This window comes from Streptoverticillium olivoreticuli subsp. olivoreticuli, from assembly GCF_003391135.1.
Lineage (GTDB): Bacteria > Actinomycetota > Actinomycetes > Streptomycetales > Streptomycetaceae > Streptomyces > Streptomyces blastmyceticus.
The window spans coordinates 3,258,875-3,277,613 of sequence record NZ_CP031455.1 but is presented as its reverse complement, the minus strand read 5'-3'; the positions used below and the strand labels follow the sequence as shown (position 1 = coordinate 3,277,613).

The window sequence follows — 18,739 nt, the reverse complement described above, 5'->3', positions numbered from 1 at the left end:
CGAGAAGGGGACGCCGCTTGGACGGAGCGGAGGAGCGAGCGGTTCCACCCGTGCTCAGTCGCCGTACTCCGACATCGCGTCGAGCAGCCGCGCCGACCGCACGGGCACCGACACCCCGTGGATGCGCGACGGCGGTACGGGGGTGACGGCGGCGACCGCGGGGGCGGCCGACCAGTGCGGCGCCATCCGGGCACAGAGCCCGCGCAGCTCCTCCAGCGACTCGGGGTCGCGTTCGACGACAGGGAGAGTGACGTGCTTCACAGGGTTCGCCATACCGGCACCGTACGCACCACGGAGCACACCGAGAAAGGGCTACTATTAGGTAATTTTGTCCCTTCGGTGGCTGGATCCGGACCCTGGCACAAGGCCCGGACCCGGTAGCGTGGTGTGGCTTTTCCCGTTCTCGTTCTTCCAGCCTTGCCGCCATGTTCACCTCGCCCCGCAGGAGCAGACCCGCCGTGCGTATCGCTGTCACCGGCTCCATCGCCACCGACCACCTGATGACCTTCCCCGGCCGTTTCGCCGATCAGCTCGTGGCGGACCAGCTGCACACCGTCTCGCTCTCCTTCCTCGTCGACGAACTCGACGTGCGTCGCGGCGGCGTCGGCCCCAACATCTGCTTCGGCATGGGCCTCCTCGGCCTGCACCCCGTCCTCGTCGGCGCCGCCGGCCAGGACTTCGGCGAGTACCGTGCCTGGCTCGACCGGCACGGCGTCGACACCGCGTCCGTGCGCATCTCCGAGGTGCTGCACACCGCGCGCTTCGTCTGCACGACGGACACCGACCACAACCAGATCGCGTCCTTCTACACCGGCGCGATGAGCGAGGCCCGCCAGATCGAGCTGCAGCCGGTGGCCGACCGCGTCGGCGGCCTCGACCTCGTCCTGATCGGCGCGGACGACCCCGAGGCGATGCTCCGCCACACCCAGGAGTGCCGCACCCGCGCCATCCCCTTCGCCGCCGACCCCTCCCAGCAGCTCGCCCGGCTGGACGGCGACGACATCCGCCAGCTGATCGAAGGCGCGACGTACCTCTTCACCAACGAGTACGAGAAGGCCCTCATCGAGTCCAAGACCGGCTGGTCGGCGGACGAGATCATGGCCAAGGTCGGCACCCGCGTCACCACGCTGGGCGCGCGGGGCGTGCGCATCGAGCGCGCCGGCGAGCCGGTCATCGAGGTCGGCTGCGCCCAGGAGGAGGCCAAGGTCGACCCGACCGGCGTCGGCGACGCCTTCCGCGCGGGCTTCCTCGCGGGCGTCACCTGGGAGCTGTCCCTGGAGCGCTCGGCCCAGCTGGGCTGCATGCTGGCCACGCTCGTCATCGAGACGCTGGGCACGCAGGAGTACGAGCTGCGCCGCGGCCACTTCATGGAGCGCTTCACGAAGGCGTACGGCGAGGACGCCGCCGCCGAGGTGAAGGCCCGCCTGGGCTGAGGTCGGCCGCACGGGGCTCCGCCCCGGACCCCGAACCGCGCTTCGCGCGGTGTCCTCAAACGCCGGACGGGCTGGTTTTTCCAGCGCGTCCGGCGTTCGACGTCCGCCTCAGACGAGGCGACGCACCGTATACGCGACCCCGCCCTCCACCGGCCGCTCGCCCACGTACTCCTGCCCCCGCATCTCGCACCAGGCCGGCACGTCCAGCCGCGCCGCCTCGTCGTCGGACAGCACCGTGACGAGCCCGCCCACCGGCACCCCAGGGAACGCCTTCGCCAGCTCGATCACCGGGATCGGGCACCGCTTGCCGAGCGCGTCGACGACCAGCTCCGCCGCCTCCCCGGCCGGAGCGGCCGCCTCCGTCGGAGCGCCCAGCTGCTCCCGCACCGACGCCACCACCCCCGGCAGCACCTCCAGGAACCGTTCGACGTCCTCCTCGGCGGTGCCCACCGGCAGCGACACCCGGACGTTGCCCTCCGACAGCACCCCCATCGCCCGCAGCACATGGCTGGGCGTCAGCGTGCTGGACGTGCACGAGGAACCGGACGACACGGAGAACCCGGCCCGGTCCAGGGCGTGCAGCAGGCTCTCGCCGTCGACGTAGAGGCACGAGAACGTCACCAGGTGCGGCAGCCGCCGCTCCGGGTCGCCGACGACCTCCACATCCCGTACGAGCTCCGGCACCCGCGCCCGGACGCGGTCCACCAGCGCCCGCAGCCGCGCCCCTTCGGCCGCCGCCTCCGCCCGTACGGCCCGGAGCGAGGCGGCCGCGGCCACGATCGCCGGCAGGTCGGGGAAGCCGGGGGCCCGCCCCGACTCCCGCTCGTCCGCCGGTCCCTGGGCCGCGAACCGCACCCCCTTGCGCACGGCCAGCAGCCCCACGCCCGACGGCCCGCCCCACTTGTGCGCGCTGGCCGTCAGCAGGGACCAGCCGCCTTCGACGCGCCCCCAGCCGAGCGACTGCGCCGCGTCCACGAGCAGCGGCACGCCCGCCGCCCGGCACTCCTCGGCCACCTCGGCGACCGGCTGCTCCGTGCCCACCTCGTGGTTGGCGGACTGGAGGGCGGCGAGAGCGGTGTCCGGGCGCAGGGCCGCCGCGTACGAGCCCGGCGCCACCCGGCCCGTACGATCCACCGGGACCTCGGTGAAGCTGCCGCCGGCCGCTTCGAGCGCCGCGGCCGACTGCAGGACGGCGGAGTGCTCCACGGCGGACACCGCCATATGGCGGCCGACGCGCCGACGGCCGGCGAGGGCGCCGGCGATGCCGTCGTGCAGCGCGCGGGTACCCGAAGGGGTGAACACCAGCTCGTCCGGCCGACAGCCCACGGCGTCCGCCGCGGCCTCGCGCGCGGCGTCCAGCAGCAGGCGGGCCCGCCGCCCCTCGCGGTAGAGCCGGGCGGGGTCCGCCCACCCCTCGTCGAGCGAGGCCAGCAGGGCCTGGCGGGCGACGGGGTGCAACGGGGCGGCGGAGGCGGCGTCGAAGTAGGGCACGGTCAACGCTAACGCGGCCCGCCGCGGCGCGGCCCGTCGCACCCGCGACGGGCGTCCCCGGATGCCGGGCGGGCTGGAACAAGCGGCCCGCGTGCCACCCCATCGCGTGACCTCACCGCGCGTCGGCCGCGTTCGCTGACGGTCCTCCAGATAGCCTCCGGATGCCGAGATTCCATCCCTTCGGGGAGTGACCCGGCGCGTTGGGCACCCTCCCCGCGCGACCCCAAATAGCGTCCAGTAGGGTTTGGTCCGCATAAACATCCAAACCCCTGCCCGCAGCGGGCCGGCGACCGACCAGCGAGACGGCCGCAGCCGGCCGCACGGGCGAGACTCTCGGGAAGGCGCTACGTGAGTCCCAACGGCTCCGACCGCTCGTCGCGGCGCCCGGTGCGGCGGAAGCTGCTGCAGGCGCTGGCCGCGGGCGCTGTCCTGGCGACCGCCTCCGGTTGCACATATAAGGACTTCCCCCGCCTCGGAATGCCCACTCCCGTCACGGAAGAGGCCCCGAGGATCCTCTCCCTGTGGCAGGGCTCTTGGGCCGCCGCCCTCGTGGTCGGCGTTCTGGTGTGGGGCCTGATCATCTGGAGCGTCATCTTCCACCGGCGCAGCCGGACGAAGGTGCAGATCCCCACGCAAACCCGGTACAACATGCCCATCGAGGCGCTGTACACCGCGGTTCCGATCATCATCGTGTCGGTGTTCTTCTACTTCACCGCGCGTGATGAGAACAAGCTCCTGACCAACCCTGAGAAGCCGAAGCACCTCATCAACGTGGTGGGCTTCCAGTGGAGCTGGGCGTTCAACTACATGGAGAACGTCGACGGCAACACGGCCACCCCGGCGCAGCCGCTCCGTGCCAACAAGGAGCTGGACGCGATTCCCGACCGGTTCCTGAAGAAGGCACCGCAGGGCGCGGAGGGTGTGTACGAGGTCGGTACCCCCGGTGAGCGGAACCCGCAGAACGGCAACCCGGGCCCGACCCTGTGGCTGCCCAAGGGCGAGACGGTGGAGTTCATCCTGACCTCGCGGGATGTCATCCACTCCTTCTGGGTGGTGCCGTTCCTGATGAAGCAGGACGTCATCCCGGGGCACACCAACAGCTTCACGGTGACCCCGAACAAGGAGGGCACCTTCTTCGGCAAGTGTGCCGAGCTCTGCGGTCAGGACCACTCCCGCATGCTCTTCAATGTCAAGGTCGTCTCTCCTGAGCGCTACCAGCAGCATCTGAAGGACCTTGCGAAGAAGGGCCAGACCGGCTATCAGCCGGCGGGCATCGCGCAGACGGATCACGCGAAGAACGCGGAGACCAAGAACAAGTGAGCATCCTCAACGAACCCCAGGGTGCCGCCGCCGCGACAGCCACGGCAGCACCACCCGTACGCCAGAAGCAGCCCGGTAATCAGGTGATCAAGTGGCTCACCACCACTGACCACAAGACCATCGGCACGATGTATCTGGTCACGTCGTTCGCGTTCTTCTGCATCGGCGGCCTGATGGCGCTCCTCATGCGCGCCGAGCTCGCCCGTCCCGGCACGCAGATCATGTCGAACGAGCAGTTCAACCAGGCGTTCACGATGCACGGCACGATCATGCTGCTGATGTTCGCGACGCCCCTGTTCGCCGGTTTCGCGAACTGGATCATGCCGCTCCAGATCGGTGCGCCCGATGTGGCGTTCCCGCGGCTGAACATGTTCGCCTACTGGCTGTACCTCTTCGGCTCGCTGATCGCGGTGGCCGGCTTCCTCACCCCGCAGGGTGCGGCCGACTTCGGCTGGTTCGCCTACTCCCCGCTGTCGGACGCCGTCCGCTCGCCGGGTGTCGGCGCCGACATGTGGATCATGGGTCTGGCCTTCTCCGGCTTCGGCACGATCCTCGGCTCGGTCAACTTCATCACCACGATCATCTGCATGCGCGCGCCCGGCATGACGATGTTCCGCATGCCGATCTTCACCTGGAACGTCCTGCTGACCGGTGTCCTGGTCCTGCTGGCCTTCCCGGTGCTCGCCGCTGCGCTGTTCGCCCTGGAGGCGGACCGTAAATTCGGTGCGCAGATCTTCAACGCGGCCAACGGCGGCTCACTGCTGTGGCAGCACCTCTTCTGGTTCTTCGGCCATCCAGAGGTGTACATCATCGCCCTGCCGTTCTTCGGCATCATCTCCGAGGTCATTCCGGTCTTCAGCCGGAAGCCGATGTTCGGTTACGGCAGCCTCATCGCCGCCACGATCGCCATCGCCGGTCTCTCGGTGACGGTGTGGGCGCACCACATGTACGTGACGGGCGGCGTGCTCCTGCCGTTCTTCTCCTTCATGACCTTCCTGATCGCGGTCCCGACCGGTGTGAAGTTCTTCAACTGGATCGGCACCATGTGGAAGGGCTCGCTCTCCTTCGAGACGCCCATGCTGTGGGCCATCGGCTTCCTGATCACCTTCACCTTCGGTGGTCTGACCGGTGTCATCCTGGCCTCGCCGCCGCTGGACTTCCACGTCTCCGACTCGTACTTCGTGGTGGCGCACTTCCACTACGTGATCTTCGGTACGGTCGTCTTCGCGATGTTCGCCGGCTTCCACTTCTGGTGGCCGAAGTTCACCGGCAAGATGCTGGACGAGCGCCTGGGCAAGATCACCTTCTGGACGCTGTTCGTGGGCTTCCACGGCACGTTCCTGGTGCAGCACTGGCTGGGCGTCGAGGGCATGCCGCGCCGCTACGCCGACTACCTGGCCGCGGACGGCTTCACGACGCTGAACACGATCTCGACGATCAGCTCGTTCCTCCTCGGTCTGTCGATACTGCCGTTCTTCTACAACGTGTGGAAGACCGCCAAGTACGGCAAGAAGGTCGAGGTCGACGACCCGTGGGGCTACGGCCGTTCGCTGGAGTGGGCGACCTCCTGCCCGCCGCCGCGGCACAACTTCCTCACCCTGCCGCGCATCCGCTCCGAGGCCCCGGCCTTCGACCTCCACCACCCGGAGATCGCGGCGCTGGAGCTCGAGGAGAACCTCGCGCACGACAAGGCCCTCGCGGGTGGCAAGGAGGCCGGCAAGTGAAGGTCCAAGGCCGGATGTTCATCTGGCTCTCCGTCTTCGTCCTTGCCATGGCGATCGTCTATGGCGTGTGGTCGAAGGAGCCGGCCGGTACCACCGCGCTCTTCCTGGCCTTCGGCCTGTGCATCATGGTCGGCTACTACCTGGCGTTCACCGCGCGCCGGGTGGACGTCGGCGCCCAGGACAACGTGGACGCCGATGTCGCGGACGACGCCGGTGAGCTGGGCTTCTTCGCCCCGCACAGCTGGCAGCCGCTGTCCCTGGCCCTCGGTGGCGCGCTCGCCTTCATGGGCGTCGTCTTCGGCTGGTGGCTGATGTACTTCTCCGCCCCGATGATCCTGGTCGGCCTCTTCGGCTGGGTGTTCGAGTTCTACCGCGGCGAGAACGCGAACCAGTAGGTTCCGCCGGACCGCGCACGCCGGGCCCCGCACACCGCAAGGTGTGCGGGGCCCGGCCGTTTTCCCCGTGGATCCCGGGGCGCCGCCACGGGTGGAGCAACGGCGGGCCCCCGTTCCCAAGTGCACCCGTTTGCAGTCACCCCACGGGCCGTGGCCCCCGTTCCTTCCTACGGTGTGACCATGAGTCACTCACCTCGATGCCGCACGGTGTTCCGGGGGGCCCTGCTGCTGGTGTCCCTGGCCCTGGGGGTCTCCGCGTGCGGCGGCTCGTCCAACCCGCTGGCGGACAAGCCCTACGACGCCACCGGGCAGGTCATGCTCACCAGCGCCGGCGACGGGGAGAAGGCCGACCCCAGCAAGCCGCTGGAGGTGCGGGCGAGCGGCTCCGACCGGATCACCGACGTCACCGCGACGGACGCGGCCGGGCGCTATGTGCAGGGTGAGCTCGCCGCCGACGGCGGCAACTGGCACAGCACCGGCGCCCTGGCCGCCGGCGCCCACTACACGGTGCGGGTGAGCACCGAGGACGAGAACGGCGCTCAGGGGCGCCGGACGATCGGTTTCGACACCAGTGCGGCAGATCGCCTGCTGAGGGTGAATTTCGGCCCGCAGAGCGGCACGTACGGCGTGGGACAGCCCATCACCGCCGAACTCAGCGCCCCCGTCCAGGACCCCGGCGCCCGGTCCACCATCGAGCGGGCCCTCAAGGTCGACTCCGAGCCCTCCGTGGAGGGCGCCTGGCACTGGGTGGACAACCGCACCCTGCACTACCGCCCCAAGGAGTACTGGCCCGCCCACGCCACCGTCGACGTACGCTCCGGCCTGGACGGCATCAAGGTGGGCGGCGGGCTCTACGGAGGCGGCTCCAAGCCCGTGAAGCTGACCATCGGCGACCGGATCGAGGCCGTCACCGACGCGGCCGGCCACAGCATGAGCGTGTTCCGCAACGGCCAGGAGATCCGGTCCATCCCGGTGACCACCGGCAAGCCCGGCTACGCCACCCGCAACGGGGTCAAGGTGGTCCTCGGCCGCGAATCCTTCGTACGGATGCGCGGCACCAGCATCGGCATCGCCGAGGGCAGCGAGGACTCGTACGACCTGCCCGTCTACTGGGCGACCCGCGTCACCTGGAGCGGCGAGTACGTGCACGCCGCCCCCTGGTCCGAGGGGTCGCAGGGCGCCGAGAACGTCAGCCACGGCTGCACCGGCATGAGCACCGAGAACGCCAAGTGGTTTTTCGACACCGTCCACCTGGGCGACGTCGTCAAGGTCGTGGGCAGCGCGGGGGCGACCATGACACCCTTCGACAACGGCTTCGGCGACTGGAACATGTCGTGGCAGCAGTGGCGCGAGGGCAGCGCCCTGGCGGCCGGGAAGCGCGACGGGAGCAGTCCCGCCGATGCGGCCCGCCTGCGCCCGCAGCTCTAGCCGCCACGCGGGCCGTGACCGGCCCTCAGGCGCCCACCACGTGCTTCCCCGGGCCGTCGGGCTGCCGGGCGGCACCGCGCAGCAGCCCGGCCAGGGCGTCGGCGAACACGGCCGGGTCCAGCGGATGGGTCACCGCCGCGTCCGCGCGGCTCCAGGTGGCCAGCCAGGCGTCCTGCGGGCGGCCCATGAGCAGCAGCACCGGCGGGCAGCGGAACACCTCGTCCTTGAGCTGCCTGCAGACGCCCATGCCGCCCGCGGGCGCCGTCTCGCCGTCCAGCACGCACACGTCGATCCGGCGCTCCTCCAGGGCCTTGAGGACCGCCGGAAGCGTCGCGCACTCCAGATACTGCACCGGCGGCACATCGGCGGCGGGGCGGCGCCCGGCGGCCAGCCGCACCTGCTCGCGGGTGCCGGCGTCGTCGCTGTAGACCAGCACCGTGGCGGTCGGCTGCATCGTTCCTCCAGGCTTGTGGACAGAGGGCACGGCTGTGGCTCGGATGCGGAACGCACCAATGCGCGGATGCTACTCCGCGAGCGCCGCGCCCGAGGAGGGGCGGGAAAACCCGGACGCGGCGCCGCGCGGGCCGACGGGCCGTCACCAGTGCCGCCCACCGGGGCCGCACGGGCCCGCGGAGGCCGCGCTTCCCCCCTTTGGGGGATCGCCGCCCTGGGCCGTACGAGCAGCGCATACGGTCTTGACACACCGAACGGCACCCCCCGGAGTGAGCGCGAGATAAGCGACCGACATAATGTCGGTCGTGGCGACAGCAACAGCAGTAGATACCGGGCACGCGCACCCGTCGGTCAACCGGCCGAACCTCACCAGCGTCGGAACCATCATCTGGCTGAGTTCCGAGCTGATGTTCTTCGCGGCCCTCTTCGCGATGTACTTCACCCTCCGATCGGTGACCGGCACGGACCACTGGAAGGAGATGGCGTCGTCGCTGAACGTTCCGTTCTCAGCGACGAACACCACGATCCTGGTGCTCTCCTCCCTCACGTGCCAGCTCGGCGTCTTCGCCGCCGAGCGCGGCGACGTGAAGAAGCTGCGCACCTGGTTCTCGATCACCTTTGTGATGGGTGCCATCTTCATCGGCGGTCAGATCTTCGAGTACACGGACCTGGTCAAGAAGGACGGGCTCTCCCTGTCCTCCGACCCGTACGGCTCGGCGTTCTACCTGACGACCGGCTTCCACGGACTGCATGTGACGGGCGGCCTGATCGCCTTCCTGCTGGTCCTGGGCAGGACGTACGCGGCCAAGAGGTTCACTCACCACCAGGCGACGGCGGCCATTGTCGTGTCCTACTACTGGCACTTCGTCGACGTGGTCTGGATCGGCCTCTTCGCCACGATCTACTTGATCAAGTAATCGAAGATTTCGGTTCGGTCCGCACCGGACCAAACAGTCCAGCATCGACGCAGAAGATCCTGACACCGGGGTAATCCGTGAAAAAGCTCTCCGCACGACGACGCCATCCGCTGGCGGCGGTCGTCGTCCTACTCTTCGCGCTGGCGGTAACTGGGGGGCTGTACGCCGCGTTCGCGCCGGCGGACACGGCCAAGGCCGATGACACCGCCGCCCAGTCCCTTGCCATCGAGGAGGGCAAGAAGCTCTATTCCGTAGGCTGCGCAAGCTGCCACGGCACCGGCGGTCAGGGCACCACCGACGGCCCGAGCCTCGTCGGCGTGGGCGCCTCGGCCGTCGACTTCCAGGTCGGCACCGGCCGCATGCCGCTCCAGCAGCAGGGTGCCCAGGCGCCGAAGAAGAAGGCGATCTACGACCAGGCCGAGATCGACCAGCTCGCCGCCTACATCGCCTCGCTCGGCGCCGGTCCCTCGGTTCCGTCCAAGGACCAGTACAGCCCCGACGGCGCGGACATCGCCAAGGGCGGGGAGCTCTTCCGGACGAACTGCGCCCAGTGCCACAACTTCACCGGCAAGGGCGGCGCCCTCTCCAACGGCAAGTTCGCCCCGTCGCTCGAGGACGTCAACCCCAAGCACATCTACGAGGCCATGCAGACCGGCCCGCAGAACATGCCTTCCTTCCCCGACACCACGATGTCGGAGAAGAACAAGAAGGACATCATCGCGTACCTCGACACGGTCAACAGCAGCAAGTCGCAGAGCCCGGGCGGTCTCGAACTGGGTGGCCTCGGCCCCGTCAGTGAGGGTCTGTTCGCGTGGATCTTCGGCCTGGGCGCGCTGATCGTCGTCGCCATCTGGGTCGCCGCCCGGACCGCAAAGGCCAAGAAGTCATGAGTAGCCAAGACATTCCAGAAGAGCACCTGCCGAGCGCGCAGGGCGACACGCACACCAGTGCCGTGACCAAGCCGGCCGGTGACCCGTTCGCCGACCCGGGCCTGCCGCCGCACGAGCACCGCGTCCAGGACATCGACGAGCGGGCCGCGAAGCGCTCCGAGCGCGCGGTCGCCTTCCTGTTCCTGCTGTCGATGGTGGCCACGGTCGGGTTCATCGCCTCGTACGTGTCCATCCCGGTCGACAAGAACATCTACGTCTTCCCGATCGGCCACATCAGCGCGCTGAACTTCTCGCTGGGGCTCACCCTCGGCGTGGCGCTGTTCTGCATCGGCGCGGGCGCGGTCCACTGGGCCCGCACCCTGATGTCCGACGTGGAGGTCGCCGACGAGCGGCACGCGATCGCCGCCGAGCCCGAGGTCAAGGCCAAGGTCCTGGCGGACTTCGCGGCCGGTGCCGAGGAGTCGGCGTTCGGCCGTCGCAAGCTGATCCGCAACACCATGTTCGGCGCGCTGGCCCTGGTGCCGCTCTCCGGTGTGGTGCTGCTCCGCGACCTCGGTCCGCTGCCGGGCACCAAGCTCCGCAAGACCGCCTGGTCCGAGGGCAAGATGCTGATCAACCAGAACACGAATCAGCCGCTGCGCCCCGAGGACATCCAGGTCGGGTCCCTCACCTTCGCCATGCCCGAGGGCCTGAAGGAAGAGGACCACGATTTCCAGAAGGAGATCGCCAAGGCGGCCCTGATGATCGTCCGGCTCCGTCCGGAGAACATCAAGGACAAGAAGGAACTCGACTGGTCGGCGGACGGTATCGTCGCCTTCTCCAAGATCTGCACGCACGTCGGCTGCCCCATCAGCCTCTACGAGCAGCAGACGCACCACGTGCTCTGCCCGTGCCACCAGTCCACCTTCGACCTGTCCGACGGCGGACGGGTGATCTTCGGCCCGGCCGGACACGCTCTGCCGCAGCTGCGGATCAAGGTCAATGACAAGGGCTACCTCGAGGCGATGGGCGACTTCGCCGAGCCCGTCGGTCCTGCCTTCTGGGAGCGCGGATGAGTACTGCAACGACTGATGCCTATAGCGCTGACGCGCAGGGCAGGCGCAAGGCGCCCGCGGGCGAGCGGGTAGCCGACTGGGCCGACGGCCGGCTGGGCATCTACAGCCTGGCCAAGGCCAACATGCGCAAGATCTTCCCGGACCACTGGTCCTTCATGCTGGGCGAGGTCTGCCTCTACAGCTTCCTGATCATCATCCTCACGGGTGTGTATCTGACGCTGTTCTTCCACCCGAGCATGGAAGAGACCGTCTACCACGGTCCCTACGTCCCCATGCAGGGCATGCGGATGTCGGAGGCCTTCGCCTCCACGCTGAACATCAGCTTCGACGTCCGTGGCGGTCTGCTGGTCCGGCAGATCCACCACTGGGCCGCGCTGATCTTCCTCGCGGGCATGTTCGTCCACATGATGCGCGTCTTCTTCACGGGCGCGTTCCGCAAGCCGCGTGAGATCAACTGGCTGTTCGGCTTCCTGCTGTTCGTGCTGGGCATGTTCACCGGCTTCACCGGTTACTCCCTGCCGGACGACCTGCTGTCCGGCACCGGTGTGCGGTTCATGGAGGGTGCGATCCTCTCCATCCCGATCATCGGTACGTACATCTCGATGTTCCTCTTCGGTGGCGAGTTCCCGGGCTCGGACTTCGTGCCGCGCTTCTTCTCGATCCACGTCCTGCTGCTGCCGGGCATCATGCTCGGCCTGGTCGTGGCCCACATGATCCTCGTGATCTACCACAAGCACACGCAGTTCCCCGGCCCCGGCCGGACGAACAAGAACGTCGTCGGCATGCCGCTGATGCCGGTCTACATGGCCAAGGCCGGAGGCTTCTTCTTCCTGGTCTTCGGTGTGATCGCGGCCATCTCCGCGCTCGCCACGATCAACCCGATCTGGGCCATCGGCCCGTACCGGCCGGACCAGGTGTCCACCGGCGCCCAGCCCGACTGGTACATGGGCTTCTCCGAGGGCCTGATCCGTGTCATGCCGGGCTGGGAGATCAACTTCTGGGGTCACACGCTCGTCCTGGGCGTGCTCATCCCGCTGATCATCTTCCCGACGGTGCTGGCCGCCATCGCCGTCTACCCGTTCATCGAGTCCTGGGTGACCGGCGACAAGCGGGAGCACCACCTGCTGGACCGCCCGCGCAACGCCCCGACGCGCACCGCGTTCGGCGCCGCGTGGATCAGCTGGTACTTCGTGCTGCTGGTCGGTGGTGGAAACGACCTGTGGGCCACCCACTTCCACCTCTCGATCAACGCCATCACCTGGTTCGTCCGGATCGGCTTCTTCGTCGTCCCGGTCCTGGTCTTCGTGGCCACCCGACGGATCTGCATGGGCCTCCAGCGCCGCGACAGGGACAAGGTGCTGCACGGCCGCGAGTCGGGCATCATCAAGCGCCTGCCGCACGGTGAGTTCGTCGAGGTCCACGAGCCGCTCTCGCAGGAGCAGCTGCACACCCTCACCGCGCACGAGCAGCCCGAGCCGCTCGAGCTCGTTCCCGAGGTCGACGAGAACGGTGTCGAGCGCAAGGTCGGCGCCACGCAGAAGCTCCGCGTGAAGCTCTCCAAGGGCTTCTACGGCGAGGGGACGCAGATCCCCAAGGCCACCGCGGAGGAGTTCCAGGAGATCACCAGCGGCCACGGCCACCACTGATCCCGGTCAGGCCGGCCCCGGCCGGTCAGTGATCGCTGATCGCCACAGCAAGAGCCCCGTCCAGCGCGTGGACGGGGCTCTTCGCGGTCTGTGGGCCTGGATAGGCTGGACCGGCAGAGCCCCGGACGGCCGCGGCTCTCCGACCGACCACCAGGAGCGTGGACCATGAACGTTGTGACCCCGGCAGGCGGCGACAGCGCGGTGGCACCCTCCTGGCCGGGTCTGCTGAACGCCCTGCTGAGCGGAGTCGACCTCGGCGCGGACGACACCGCCTGGGCCATGGACCGGATCATGCGCGGTGAGGCCACCGACGCCCAGATCGCCGGATTCGCGGTCGCGCTGCGGGCCAAGGGCGAGACGGTCGCCGAGATCTCCGGCCTCGTCCGGGCGATGTACTCGCACGCCAACCTCATCGAGGTGCCCGGCCGGAGCGTCGACATCGTGGGCACCGGCGGCGACGGCGCCAAGACCGTCAACATCTCCACCATGGCCTCGATCGTCGTCGCCGGCACCGGCGCCAAGGTCGTCAAGCACGGCAACCGCGCCGCGTCGTCCTCCAGCGGCGCCTCGGACGTCCTGGAGAAGCTGGGCGTCAATCTGGACCTGACGCCGCGCCGGGTGGTGGAGGTCGCCGAGGAGGCGGGCATCACCTTCTGCTTCGCGGTGAAGTTCCACCCCTCGCTGCGCTATGTCGCGGCCGCACGGCGCGAGCTGGGCATCCGCACGACCTTCAACGTGCTCGGCCCGCTGACCAACCCCGCGCGGGTGCGCGCCCAGGCGACCGGCGTCGCCGACGCCCGGATGGCCCCGATCCTCGCCGGGGTGCTCGCCGAGCGCGGCTCCTCGGCGCTGGTCTTCCGCGGGGACGACGGGCTGGACGAACTGACCACCACCGCGACCTCACGGGTCTGGCTCGTCCGCGACGGCCGGGTCGAGGAACAGCCCTTCGACCCGCGGGACGTGGGCATCCCGCTGGTCCCGGTCGAGGCGCTCAAGGGCGCCGACGCGTCGTACAACGCCGACGTCGCCCGCCGCCTGCTGGCCGGGGAGACCGGGCCCGCGCGGGACGCGGTGCTGCTGAACGCGGCCGCCGCGCTGGTGGCGCTGGACCCCACGGACGCGCCCCTGACCGAGCAGATCGCCGCGGGCATCGCCCGCGCCGCCGAGTCGGTCGACTCCGGCGCGGCGAAGCGGGCACTGGACCGCTGGGTGGCCGCGAGCAACGCGTAGCCGTACGCCAACGCACCGGTGTCCGGGCGCTCCCCGGACACCGGTGCGTGGCGCCGCTGTCGCGGAACGCCGGGCGGCGGCCGTGGTGGCGGCCGTGACGGCGTCCGTGATGCGGACGCCCTTTCCGCCCGACGATCAGCTGTGCCATACTCTCCGCCAGGTCACGAGTGACAGCGACACGGCCCCGGCCCGCTGTCCGGCAACCCTCCTTCCGTGGCGGGGTGCCCCGGGTGATGACCAGGTCGCAGGCAAAGAGGTCTGCGGCAAGCGCGGATCCCTCGCCAGGGATCCTGGTTGTCGAGGGAGATCCTCCATGATTCAGCGAATGCGATAGGGCCTTCCAGGCCCGTTTCCCCCTGCGCTCCGCGCGGCGACAGCCGTGCGCCGAGTCGCTCTTTCCGCACACCGCAGAGGTCTCTCTCGCGGGTGCGTGTACACAGCCTTTCCGCCTTGTACCCGGGAGAATTCGCCATGTCCGCATGCCCTGTTGCCGCCGCGCCCGCCGTCGACCGCGCCCCCCTGCCCGTCCTCGGCCACGACGTCCGCGTCCCGCTCGTCACCGGGGGAGAGGTGACCTACGCGGCCCTCGACTACGCGGCCAGCGCGCCCGCGCTCCGCCGGGTGTGGGACGACGTGGCGGCGTACGCCCCGTACTACGGCAGCGTGCACCGCGGGGCGGGCTACCTCTCGCAGCTGTCGACCGACCTCTTCGAGAACAGCCGGGCGGAGATCGCCGAGTTCCTCGGCTGCCGCGCCGACGACCAGGTCGTCCTCACCCGCTCGACCACCGACTCGCTCAACCTCCTCGCGGCCGTACTCCCGCCGGGCACCCGGGTGTTCGTCTTCGAGTCCGAGCACCATGCCGCGCTGCTGCCGTGGGAGCGGCGCGCGGACGTCGCGGTCACCTACCTCGACGCGCCCCGGTCGCCGCGCCAGGCGGTCGAGATCCTGGAGCACGCCCTCGCGGACCGCGAGCCCTACGGCCCCGCCCTGGTCTGTGTGACGGGCGCCTCCAACGTGACCGGCGAGCTGTGGCCCGTAAGGGAGTTGACGGCCGCCGCCCACGCGCACGGCGCCCGGATCGTCGTCGACGCGGCCCAGCTGGCGCCGCACCACCCGGTGGACCTCGCGGACCTGGACGCCGACTGGATCGCCTTCTCCGGGCACAAGCTGTACGCGCCGTTCGGCGCCGGGGTGCTGGCCGGGCGGCCCGACTGGCTGCGGGACGCGCAGCCGTACCTCGCGGGCGGCGGTGCCAGCCGCGCGGTGACGCGGGGCGCCGGGGGCGGGGTGGACGTCGAGTGGCACGACAGCGCCGCCCGGCACGAGGCGGGCTCGCCCAACGTCATCGGCGCCTACGCCATCGCCTCGGCCTGCAAGGCGCTGCGCGAGGCGGGGTTCGACCGGCTCGTCGAGCGGGAGCGGCAGTTGATCGCGACGGTCCGGGAGGGCCTCGCCGCGGTGCCGGGGGTGCGGGTGCTCTCGCTCTTCGGCGACGACGCCCCGCGGGTCGGCGTGCTGTCGTTCGTCGTGGACGGCTGGAACAGCTCGCACTTCGCGGCGGCGCTGTCCGCGGAGTACGGCATCGGGGTGCGCGACGGGCTGTTCTGCGCGCATCCCCTGGTGCGGACCCTGCTGGGCGGCGACCAGGACGCCTCCGGCGAGTGCGGGGCCCCTGACGGGGGGTCGCTGAACGCGGTACGGGTCAGCTTCGGGGCGGGGACGCCGGACGAGCACGTCGAGCGTTTCGTGCGGGCGGTCGGCGAGCTCGTGCGCGACGGCGCGCGGTGGACCTACCGGACGGAGAACGGCCGCTGCGTGCCGGTGTAACGGCGCGCTCTTCCCGGGTCCCGCCGGATCGCTACGCCTCCAGGCCGATCGCGAACGCCGCCTCCAAGTCGTGCTGCGAATAGGTGCGGAAGGCGATGTGCGTCTCCGTGGCGGCGACTCCGGGGACCTTGCTGATGCGGCCCGGGATGACGTCGGCCAGGTCGTCGTGCCGGGCCACCCGCACCATGGCGATCAGATCCTGCGCCCCGGTCACCGAATAGACCTCGCTGACCCCCTCCAGCGCGGCGATCTGCTCGGCGATCTCGGGGATCCGGTCGACGTCGGTCTTGATGAGCACGATCGAGGTGATCACGGCTGGGCTCCTATCGGGGGCCGGGGGGTGGGTCCCCGGGAGGTCGCGGCCCGTCGCCGGACGCGGCCGTGCTCTTCACTCTAGCCGCACACCTGTACCGCGCCCACGCGTACAGGAAGCCCAGCGAGAAGCCCAGCACATGGGCCAGGTAGGCCACCCCGGGCCGGTCGCCCGCGGCACGGGCGGCCAGCCACTGGAGGACGAACCAGAAGAGCAGCACCGCCCACGCGGGGAACCGCAGCGGCAGGAAGAAGAGGAACGGGAAGAGACTGGTGACCCGGGCCCTGGGGAAGAGACAGAGGAAGGCTCCGAGCACCCCGGAGATCGCCCCGGACGCCCCGACCAGCGTCTGGAGGGAGTCGGCGTGCGCCGCCGCGTAGCCGAGCAGGGCCAGCACCCCGGCGGCGAGGTAGAAGAGGGCGAAGGAGGCCCGGCCCATCCGCTCCTCGGCCATGGCGCCGAAGACATAGAGGAAGAGCATGTTCCCCAGCAGATGCAGCCAGTTGCCGTGCACGAAGAGAGCGGTGAGCGGGGTGAGCAGCCGCTCCGGCGAGCCGTGCCAGAGCTCCTCGGGCACCACGCCCCAGCGCTCGAAGTAGGCGGTCTGCGCGACCAGCAGGTCGCCGGCGCTCCCGTGCGGGCCCCGGGGACCGGTCAGGCCCGACGCGGGGCCGAGCAGGAAGACGGCGCAGCAGATGCCGATGAGGGCGTAGGTGACCAGGGGTGTGGCCCGGCGGTGGGACGGTGGGCTCCGGCGCGCTGCCTTTCCGAGCATGGCCAGATCATGGCGTACGGGCAGCAAAGCGCACAGAGTGCCTCGCCGGGCCGCTGCCGGACGGCCTGTGCGCGACTGTGCCCCGCGCCGCATGACCATCAGGCCGTAGGGTTACGGGAAGCACTCCCGCGGTGACGGCACCACGCGGTCCGACGGCGTTGTCGCGGACGGAACAGTTGACGAGGACGGACGACGACATCATGGGCGTTCCCCAGCCGACGGACGCGACGCGCTGGCGCTGCACGCTGTGCGGCAACCTGACCCGGTTCGACGTCACGCGTACCACCAAGGCCGTGGAATACGTGCACCTCGACCTGGCCGGAGAGCCTCGGGTGGAGGAGCGGGACGTGGTCAGTGAGACGATCGAGTCCGTACGTTGCCGGTGGTGCAACGCGGTCGACCAGATCGAGCTGGTGGACAGGCCGGGCGCGAGCGCCTGAAGAACGGGAGCGGTGAGCGGTGGTTGAGCACACAGGCGGCGCGGACGCGGCCGGTGAACCGGATGACACCGGTGGGGCCGACGGCGTCGCCGAGGTGCTCGACCGACCCCTGCCCGAGGGCGTCAGGCGGCGGGTCATCGGCCTGGTCGCGGAGGCGTTCGGCGGTCTGACGGTCACCGAACTGCCGCCCGCGCTGCGGCAGTACGCCCGCTTCACCCCGAGCCGCCGGGCCAAGTTCGCGGGCAACGCCATGGCCGCCGCCGTGGAGAACGACGCCGCCTTCCGGCAGCGGATCTCCGCCCGGCTGCGGGAGACCGGCTCCGAGCTGGCCGAGGCGCTCGACGCCGGCGCGCCGCCCGCGGCCGCGGACCCCGAGGACGTCGCGGCCATGGCCTTCGTGCTGCGGCCCACGGGCTGGGTCAAGCTGGTCACCGCGGCCGGCGAGGAGGCCCAGCGGGCGAGCGCCGAGCGGGCCGGCGAGGAGGCCCAGCGCGAGCTGCGGCGGCTGCGCGAGGAGCTGGCCGAGGCCCGCGCCGACGCCCGCACGGAGACCGACCGGATCCGCGTCGAGCTCGAAGCCGCCCGCAAGGAGAACGACGCGTTGCAGCGCAAGCTGCGCAGCGCCATGAGCGATGTGCGGCGCGGCGAGGCGGCGTTGCGCAAGGCGGAGGCCGAGCTGGAGTCCGTACGGTCCGCCGGTGCCGCCGACAAGACGGCCGCCCTGGGCGAGGCGCGACGGCTCAAGGCGCGGCTCGCGGAGGCCGAGTCGGGGCTGGAGGCGAGCCGCCGGGCGGTGCGCGAGGGCCGCAGCGTGGAGGACATGCGGCTGCGGCTGCTGCTGGACACCGTCCTGGACGCGGCGCAGGGACTGCGCCGCGAACTGGCCCTGCCGCCCGCCTCCACACGCCCCGCGGACACCGTGGACGCCGTGGAACCGGGCAGGATGACGCCCAAGGACATCGCCACGCGGGCCCTGTCGGAGACCGACCCGGCGCTCCTGGACCAGCTGCTGGCCCTGCCGCAGGCCCATCTGGTGGTCGACGGCTACAACGTCACCAAGACCGGCTATCCGACGATGCCGCTCGACAAGCAGCGGCTGCGGCTGCTGGGCGGCCTCGCGATGCTGGCCGCGCAGACGGGCGCGGAGATGACCTGTGTCTTCGACGGCGCCGAGCTGGCCGCGCCCGTGCTGCTGGCGCCGCCGCGCGGGGTGCGGGTGCTCTTCAGCAAGCCCGGCGTGACGGCGGACGAGCTGATCCGCCAGCTCGTACGGGCCGAGCCGCCGGGCCGGCCGGTCGTGGTGGTCTCCACCGACCGCGAGGTCGCCGACGGGGTGGCGAAGGCGGGCGCCCGCCCGGTGGCCTCGGCGCTGCTGCTCAAGCGGCTGGCCCGCACCTGA

At 70.4% G+C, this 18,739-nt stretch carries 18 protein-coding genes and 1 riboswitch; of the genes, 13 read left to right on the top strand and 5 right to left on the bottom strand.

Going from position 1 to position 18,739, the window contains the following annotated elements:
- Positions 1-54: 54 nt before the first annotated feature.
- Complete coding sequence (locus tag DXZ73_RS13895; RefSeq protein ID WP_116211310.1) at positions 55-273, bottom strand: hypothetical protein; 219 nt, start codon at positions 271-273, stop codon at positions 55-57.
- Between the two features lie 185 nt (positions 274-458).
- Here DXZ73_RS13895 and DXZ73_RS13890 point away from each other — a divergent pair, with 185 nt between their 5' ends.
- On the top strand, positions 459-1,433 hold the full coding sequence (locus DXZ73_RS13890; protein ID WP_116211309.1) for a carbohydrate kinase family protein: 975 nt from the start codon (positions 459-461) through the stop codon (positions 1,431-1,433).
- 108 nt (positions 1,434-1,541) lie between these two features.
- Here DXZ73_RS13890 and DXZ73_RS13885 read toward each other — a convergent pair whose 3' ends face one another.
- A complete protein-coding gene (locus DXZ73_RS13885; RefSeq protein ID WP_116215605.1) occupies positions 1,542-2,924 on the bottom strand; it encodes a cysteine desulfurase/sulfurtransferase TusA family protein in 1,383 nt (460 codons plus the stop codon).
- A 348-nt stretch (positions 2,925-3,272) separates the two neighbouring features.
- On the opposite strand from DXZ73_RS13885, the gene coxB reads away from it, so the two are divergent.
- The 4 genes from coxB (at position 3,273) to DXZ73_RS13865 (ending at position 7,791) form a co-directional block, all read left to right on the top strand.
- Positions 3,273-4,244, top strand: coding sequence for a cytochrome c oxidase subunit II (gene coxB / locus DXZ73_RS13880; RefSeq protein ID WP_116211308.1), 972 nt, complete (start codon positions 3,273-3,275; stop codon positions 4,242-4,244).
- Complete coding sequence (gene ctaD, locus DXZ73_RS13875) at positions 4,241-5,968, top strand: cytochrome c oxidase subunit I (RefSeq protein WP_116211307.1); 1,728 nt, start codon at positions 4,241-4,243, stop codon at positions 5,966-5,968. Before coxB ends, ctaD begins: the two co-directional genes overlap by 4 nt.
- On the top strand, positions 5,965-6,363 hold the full coding sequence (locus DXZ73_RS13870) for a cytochrome c oxidase subunit 4 (protein WP_116211306.1): 399 nt from the start codon (positions 5,965-5,967) through the stop codon (positions 6,361-6,363). Before ctaD ends, DXZ73_RS13870 begins: the two co-directional genes overlap by 4 nt.
- Positions 6,364-6,543: 180 nt before the next feature.
- Positions 6,544-7,791, top strand: coding sequence for a L,D-transpeptidase (locus tag DXZ73_RS13865; protein ID WP_116211305.1), 1,248 nt, complete (start codon positions 6,544-6,546; stop codon positions 7,789-7,791).
- A gap of 25 nt (positions 7,792-7,816) precedes the next feature.
- Here DXZ73_RS13865 and DXZ73_RS13860 read toward each other — a convergent pair whose 3' ends face one another.
- Positions 7,817-8,245 carry a hypothetical protein gene (locus DXZ73_RS13860; RefSeq protein ID WP_116211304.1) on the bottom strand — a complete coding sequence of 143 codons (429 nt, stop codon included), beginning with the start codon at positions 8,243-8,245 and terminating at the stop codon, positions 7,817-7,819.
- A 295-nt stretch (positions 8,246-8,540) separates the two neighbouring features.
- Between DXZ73_RS13860 and DXZ73_RS13855 the strand changes: the two genes are divergently transcribed.
- The 6 genes from DXZ73_RS13855 (at position 8,541) to DXZ73_RS13830 (ending at position 15,812) form a co-directional block, all read left to right on the top strand.
- Positions 8,541-9,161, top strand: coding sequence for a cytochrome c oxidase subunit 3 (locus tag DXZ73_RS13855; protein WP_116211303.1), 621 nt, complete (start codon positions 8,541-8,543; stop codon positions 9,159-9,161).
- A gap of 77 nt (positions 9,162-9,238) precedes the next feature.
- Positions 9,239-10,051 (top strand): c-type cytochrome, encoded by an 813-nt coding sequence (locus DXZ73_RS13850; protein ID WP_116211302.1) that lies wholly within the window; start codon positions 9,239-9,241, stop codon positions 10,049-10,051.
- Positions 10,048-11,106 (top strand): ubiquinol-cytochrome c reductase iron-sulfur subunit, encoded by a 1,059-nt coding sequence (locus DXZ73_RS13845; RefSeq protein WP_116211301.1) that lies wholly within the window; start codon positions 10,048-10,050, stop codon positions 11,104-11,106. The genes DXZ73_RS13850 and DXZ73_RS13845 overlap by 4 nt, the downstream gene beginning before the upstream one ends.
- A complete protein-coding gene (locus DXZ73_RS13840; protein WP_116211300.1) occupies positions 11,103-12,752 on the top strand; it encodes a cytochrome b in 1,650 nt (549 codons plus the stop codon). Before DXZ73_RS13845 ends, DXZ73_RS13840 begins: the two co-directional genes overlap by 4 nt.
- A 165-nt stretch (positions 12,753-12,917) precedes the next feature.
- Positions 12,918-13,982, top strand: a complete 1,065-nt coding sequence (trpD, locus tag DXZ73_RS13835; RefSeq protein WP_116211299.1) for an anthranilate phosphoribosyltransferase — start codon at positions 12,918-12,920, stop codon at positions 13,980-13,982.
- A gap of 159 nt (positions 13,983-14,141) precedes the next feature.
- A riboswitch (SAM riboswitch) is annotated at positions 14,142-14,258 on the top strand.
- Between the two features lie 195 nt (positions 14,259-14,453).
- A complete protein-coding gene (locus tag DXZ73_RS13830) occupies positions 14,454-15,812 on the top strand; it encodes an aminotransferase class V-fold PLP-dependent enzyme (protein WP_116211298.1) in 1,359 nt (452 codons plus the stop codon).
- Between the two features lie 31 nt (positions 15,813-15,843).
- Here DXZ73_RS13830 and DXZ73_RS13825 read toward each other — a convergent pair whose 3' ends face one another.
- Positions 15,844-16,125 carry an Lrp/AsnC family transcriptional regulator gene (locus tag DXZ73_RS13825; protein WP_116211297.1) on the bottom strand — a complete coding sequence of 94 codons (282 nt, stop codon included), beginning with the start codon at positions 16,123-16,125 and terminating at the stop codon, positions 15,844-15,846.
- Between the two features lie 10 nt (positions 16,126-16,135).
- Positions 16,136-16,900, bottom strand: coding sequence for a rhomboid family intramembrane serine protease (locus tag DXZ73_RS13820; protein WP_116211296.1), 765 nt, complete (start codon positions 16,898-16,900; stop codon positions 16,136-16,138).
- A gap of 200 nt (positions 16,901-17,100) precedes the next feature.
- On the opposite strand from DXZ73_RS13820, the gene DXZ73_RS13815 reads away from it, so the two are divergent.
- Positions 17,101-17,340 carry a hypothetical protein gene (locus DXZ73_RS13815; RefSeq protein WP_116215604.1) on the top strand — a complete coding sequence of 80 codons (240 nt, stop codon included), beginning with the start codon at positions 17,101-17,103 and terminating at the stop codon, positions 17,338-17,340.
- A gap of 19 nt (positions 17,341-17,359) precedes the next feature.
- A complete protein-coding gene (locus DXZ73_RS13810) occupies positions 17,360-18,739 on the top strand; it encodes an NYN domain-containing protein (RefSeq protein ID WP_116211295.1) in 1,380 nt (459 codons plus the stop codon).

Bases quoted from the DNA above. Each gene is read 5' to 3' on its own strand.
- DXZ73_RS13815 (WP_116215604.1), top strand. From the start codon at position 17,101: ATGGGCGTTCCCCAGCCGACGGACGCGACGCGCTGGCGCTGCACGCTG.
- DXZ73_RS13830 (WP_116211298.1), top strand. From the start codon at position 14,454: ATGTCCGCATGCCCTGTTGCCGCCGCGCCCGCCGTCGACCGCGCCCCC.
- DXZ73_RS13840 (WP_116211300.1), top strand. From the start codon at position 11,103: ATGAGTACTGCAACGACTGATGCCTATAGCGCTGACGCGCAGGGCAGG.
- DXZ73_RS13895 (WP_116211310.1), bottom strand. From the start codon at position 273: ATGGCGAACCCTGTGAAGCACGTCACTCTCCCTGTCGTCGAACGCGAC.
- DXZ73_RS13855 (WP_116211303.1), top strand. From the start codon at position 8,541: ATGTCGGTCGTGGCGACAGCAACAGCAGTAGATACCGGGCACGCGCAC.
- DXZ73_RS13820 (WP_116211296.1), bottom strand. From the start codon at position 16,900: ATGCTCGGAAAGGCAGCGCGCCGGAGCCCACCGTCCCACCGCCGGGCC.
- trpD (WP_116211299.1), top strand. From the start codon at position 12,918: ATGAACGTTGTGACCCCGGCAGGCGGCGACAGCGCGGTGGCACCCTCC.
- DXZ73_RS13865 (WP_116211305.1), top strand. From the start codon at position 6,544: ATGAGTCACTCACCTCGATGCCGCACGGTGTTCCGGGGGGCCCTGCTG.
- DXZ73_RS13845 (WP_116211301.1), top strand. From the start codon at position 10,048: ATGAGTAGCCAAGACATTCCAGAAGAGCACCTGCCGAGCGCGCAGGGC.
- DXZ73_RS13860 (WP_116211304.1), bottom strand. From the start codon at position 8,245: ATGCAGCCGACCGCCACGGTGCTGGTCTACAGCGACGACGCCGGCACC.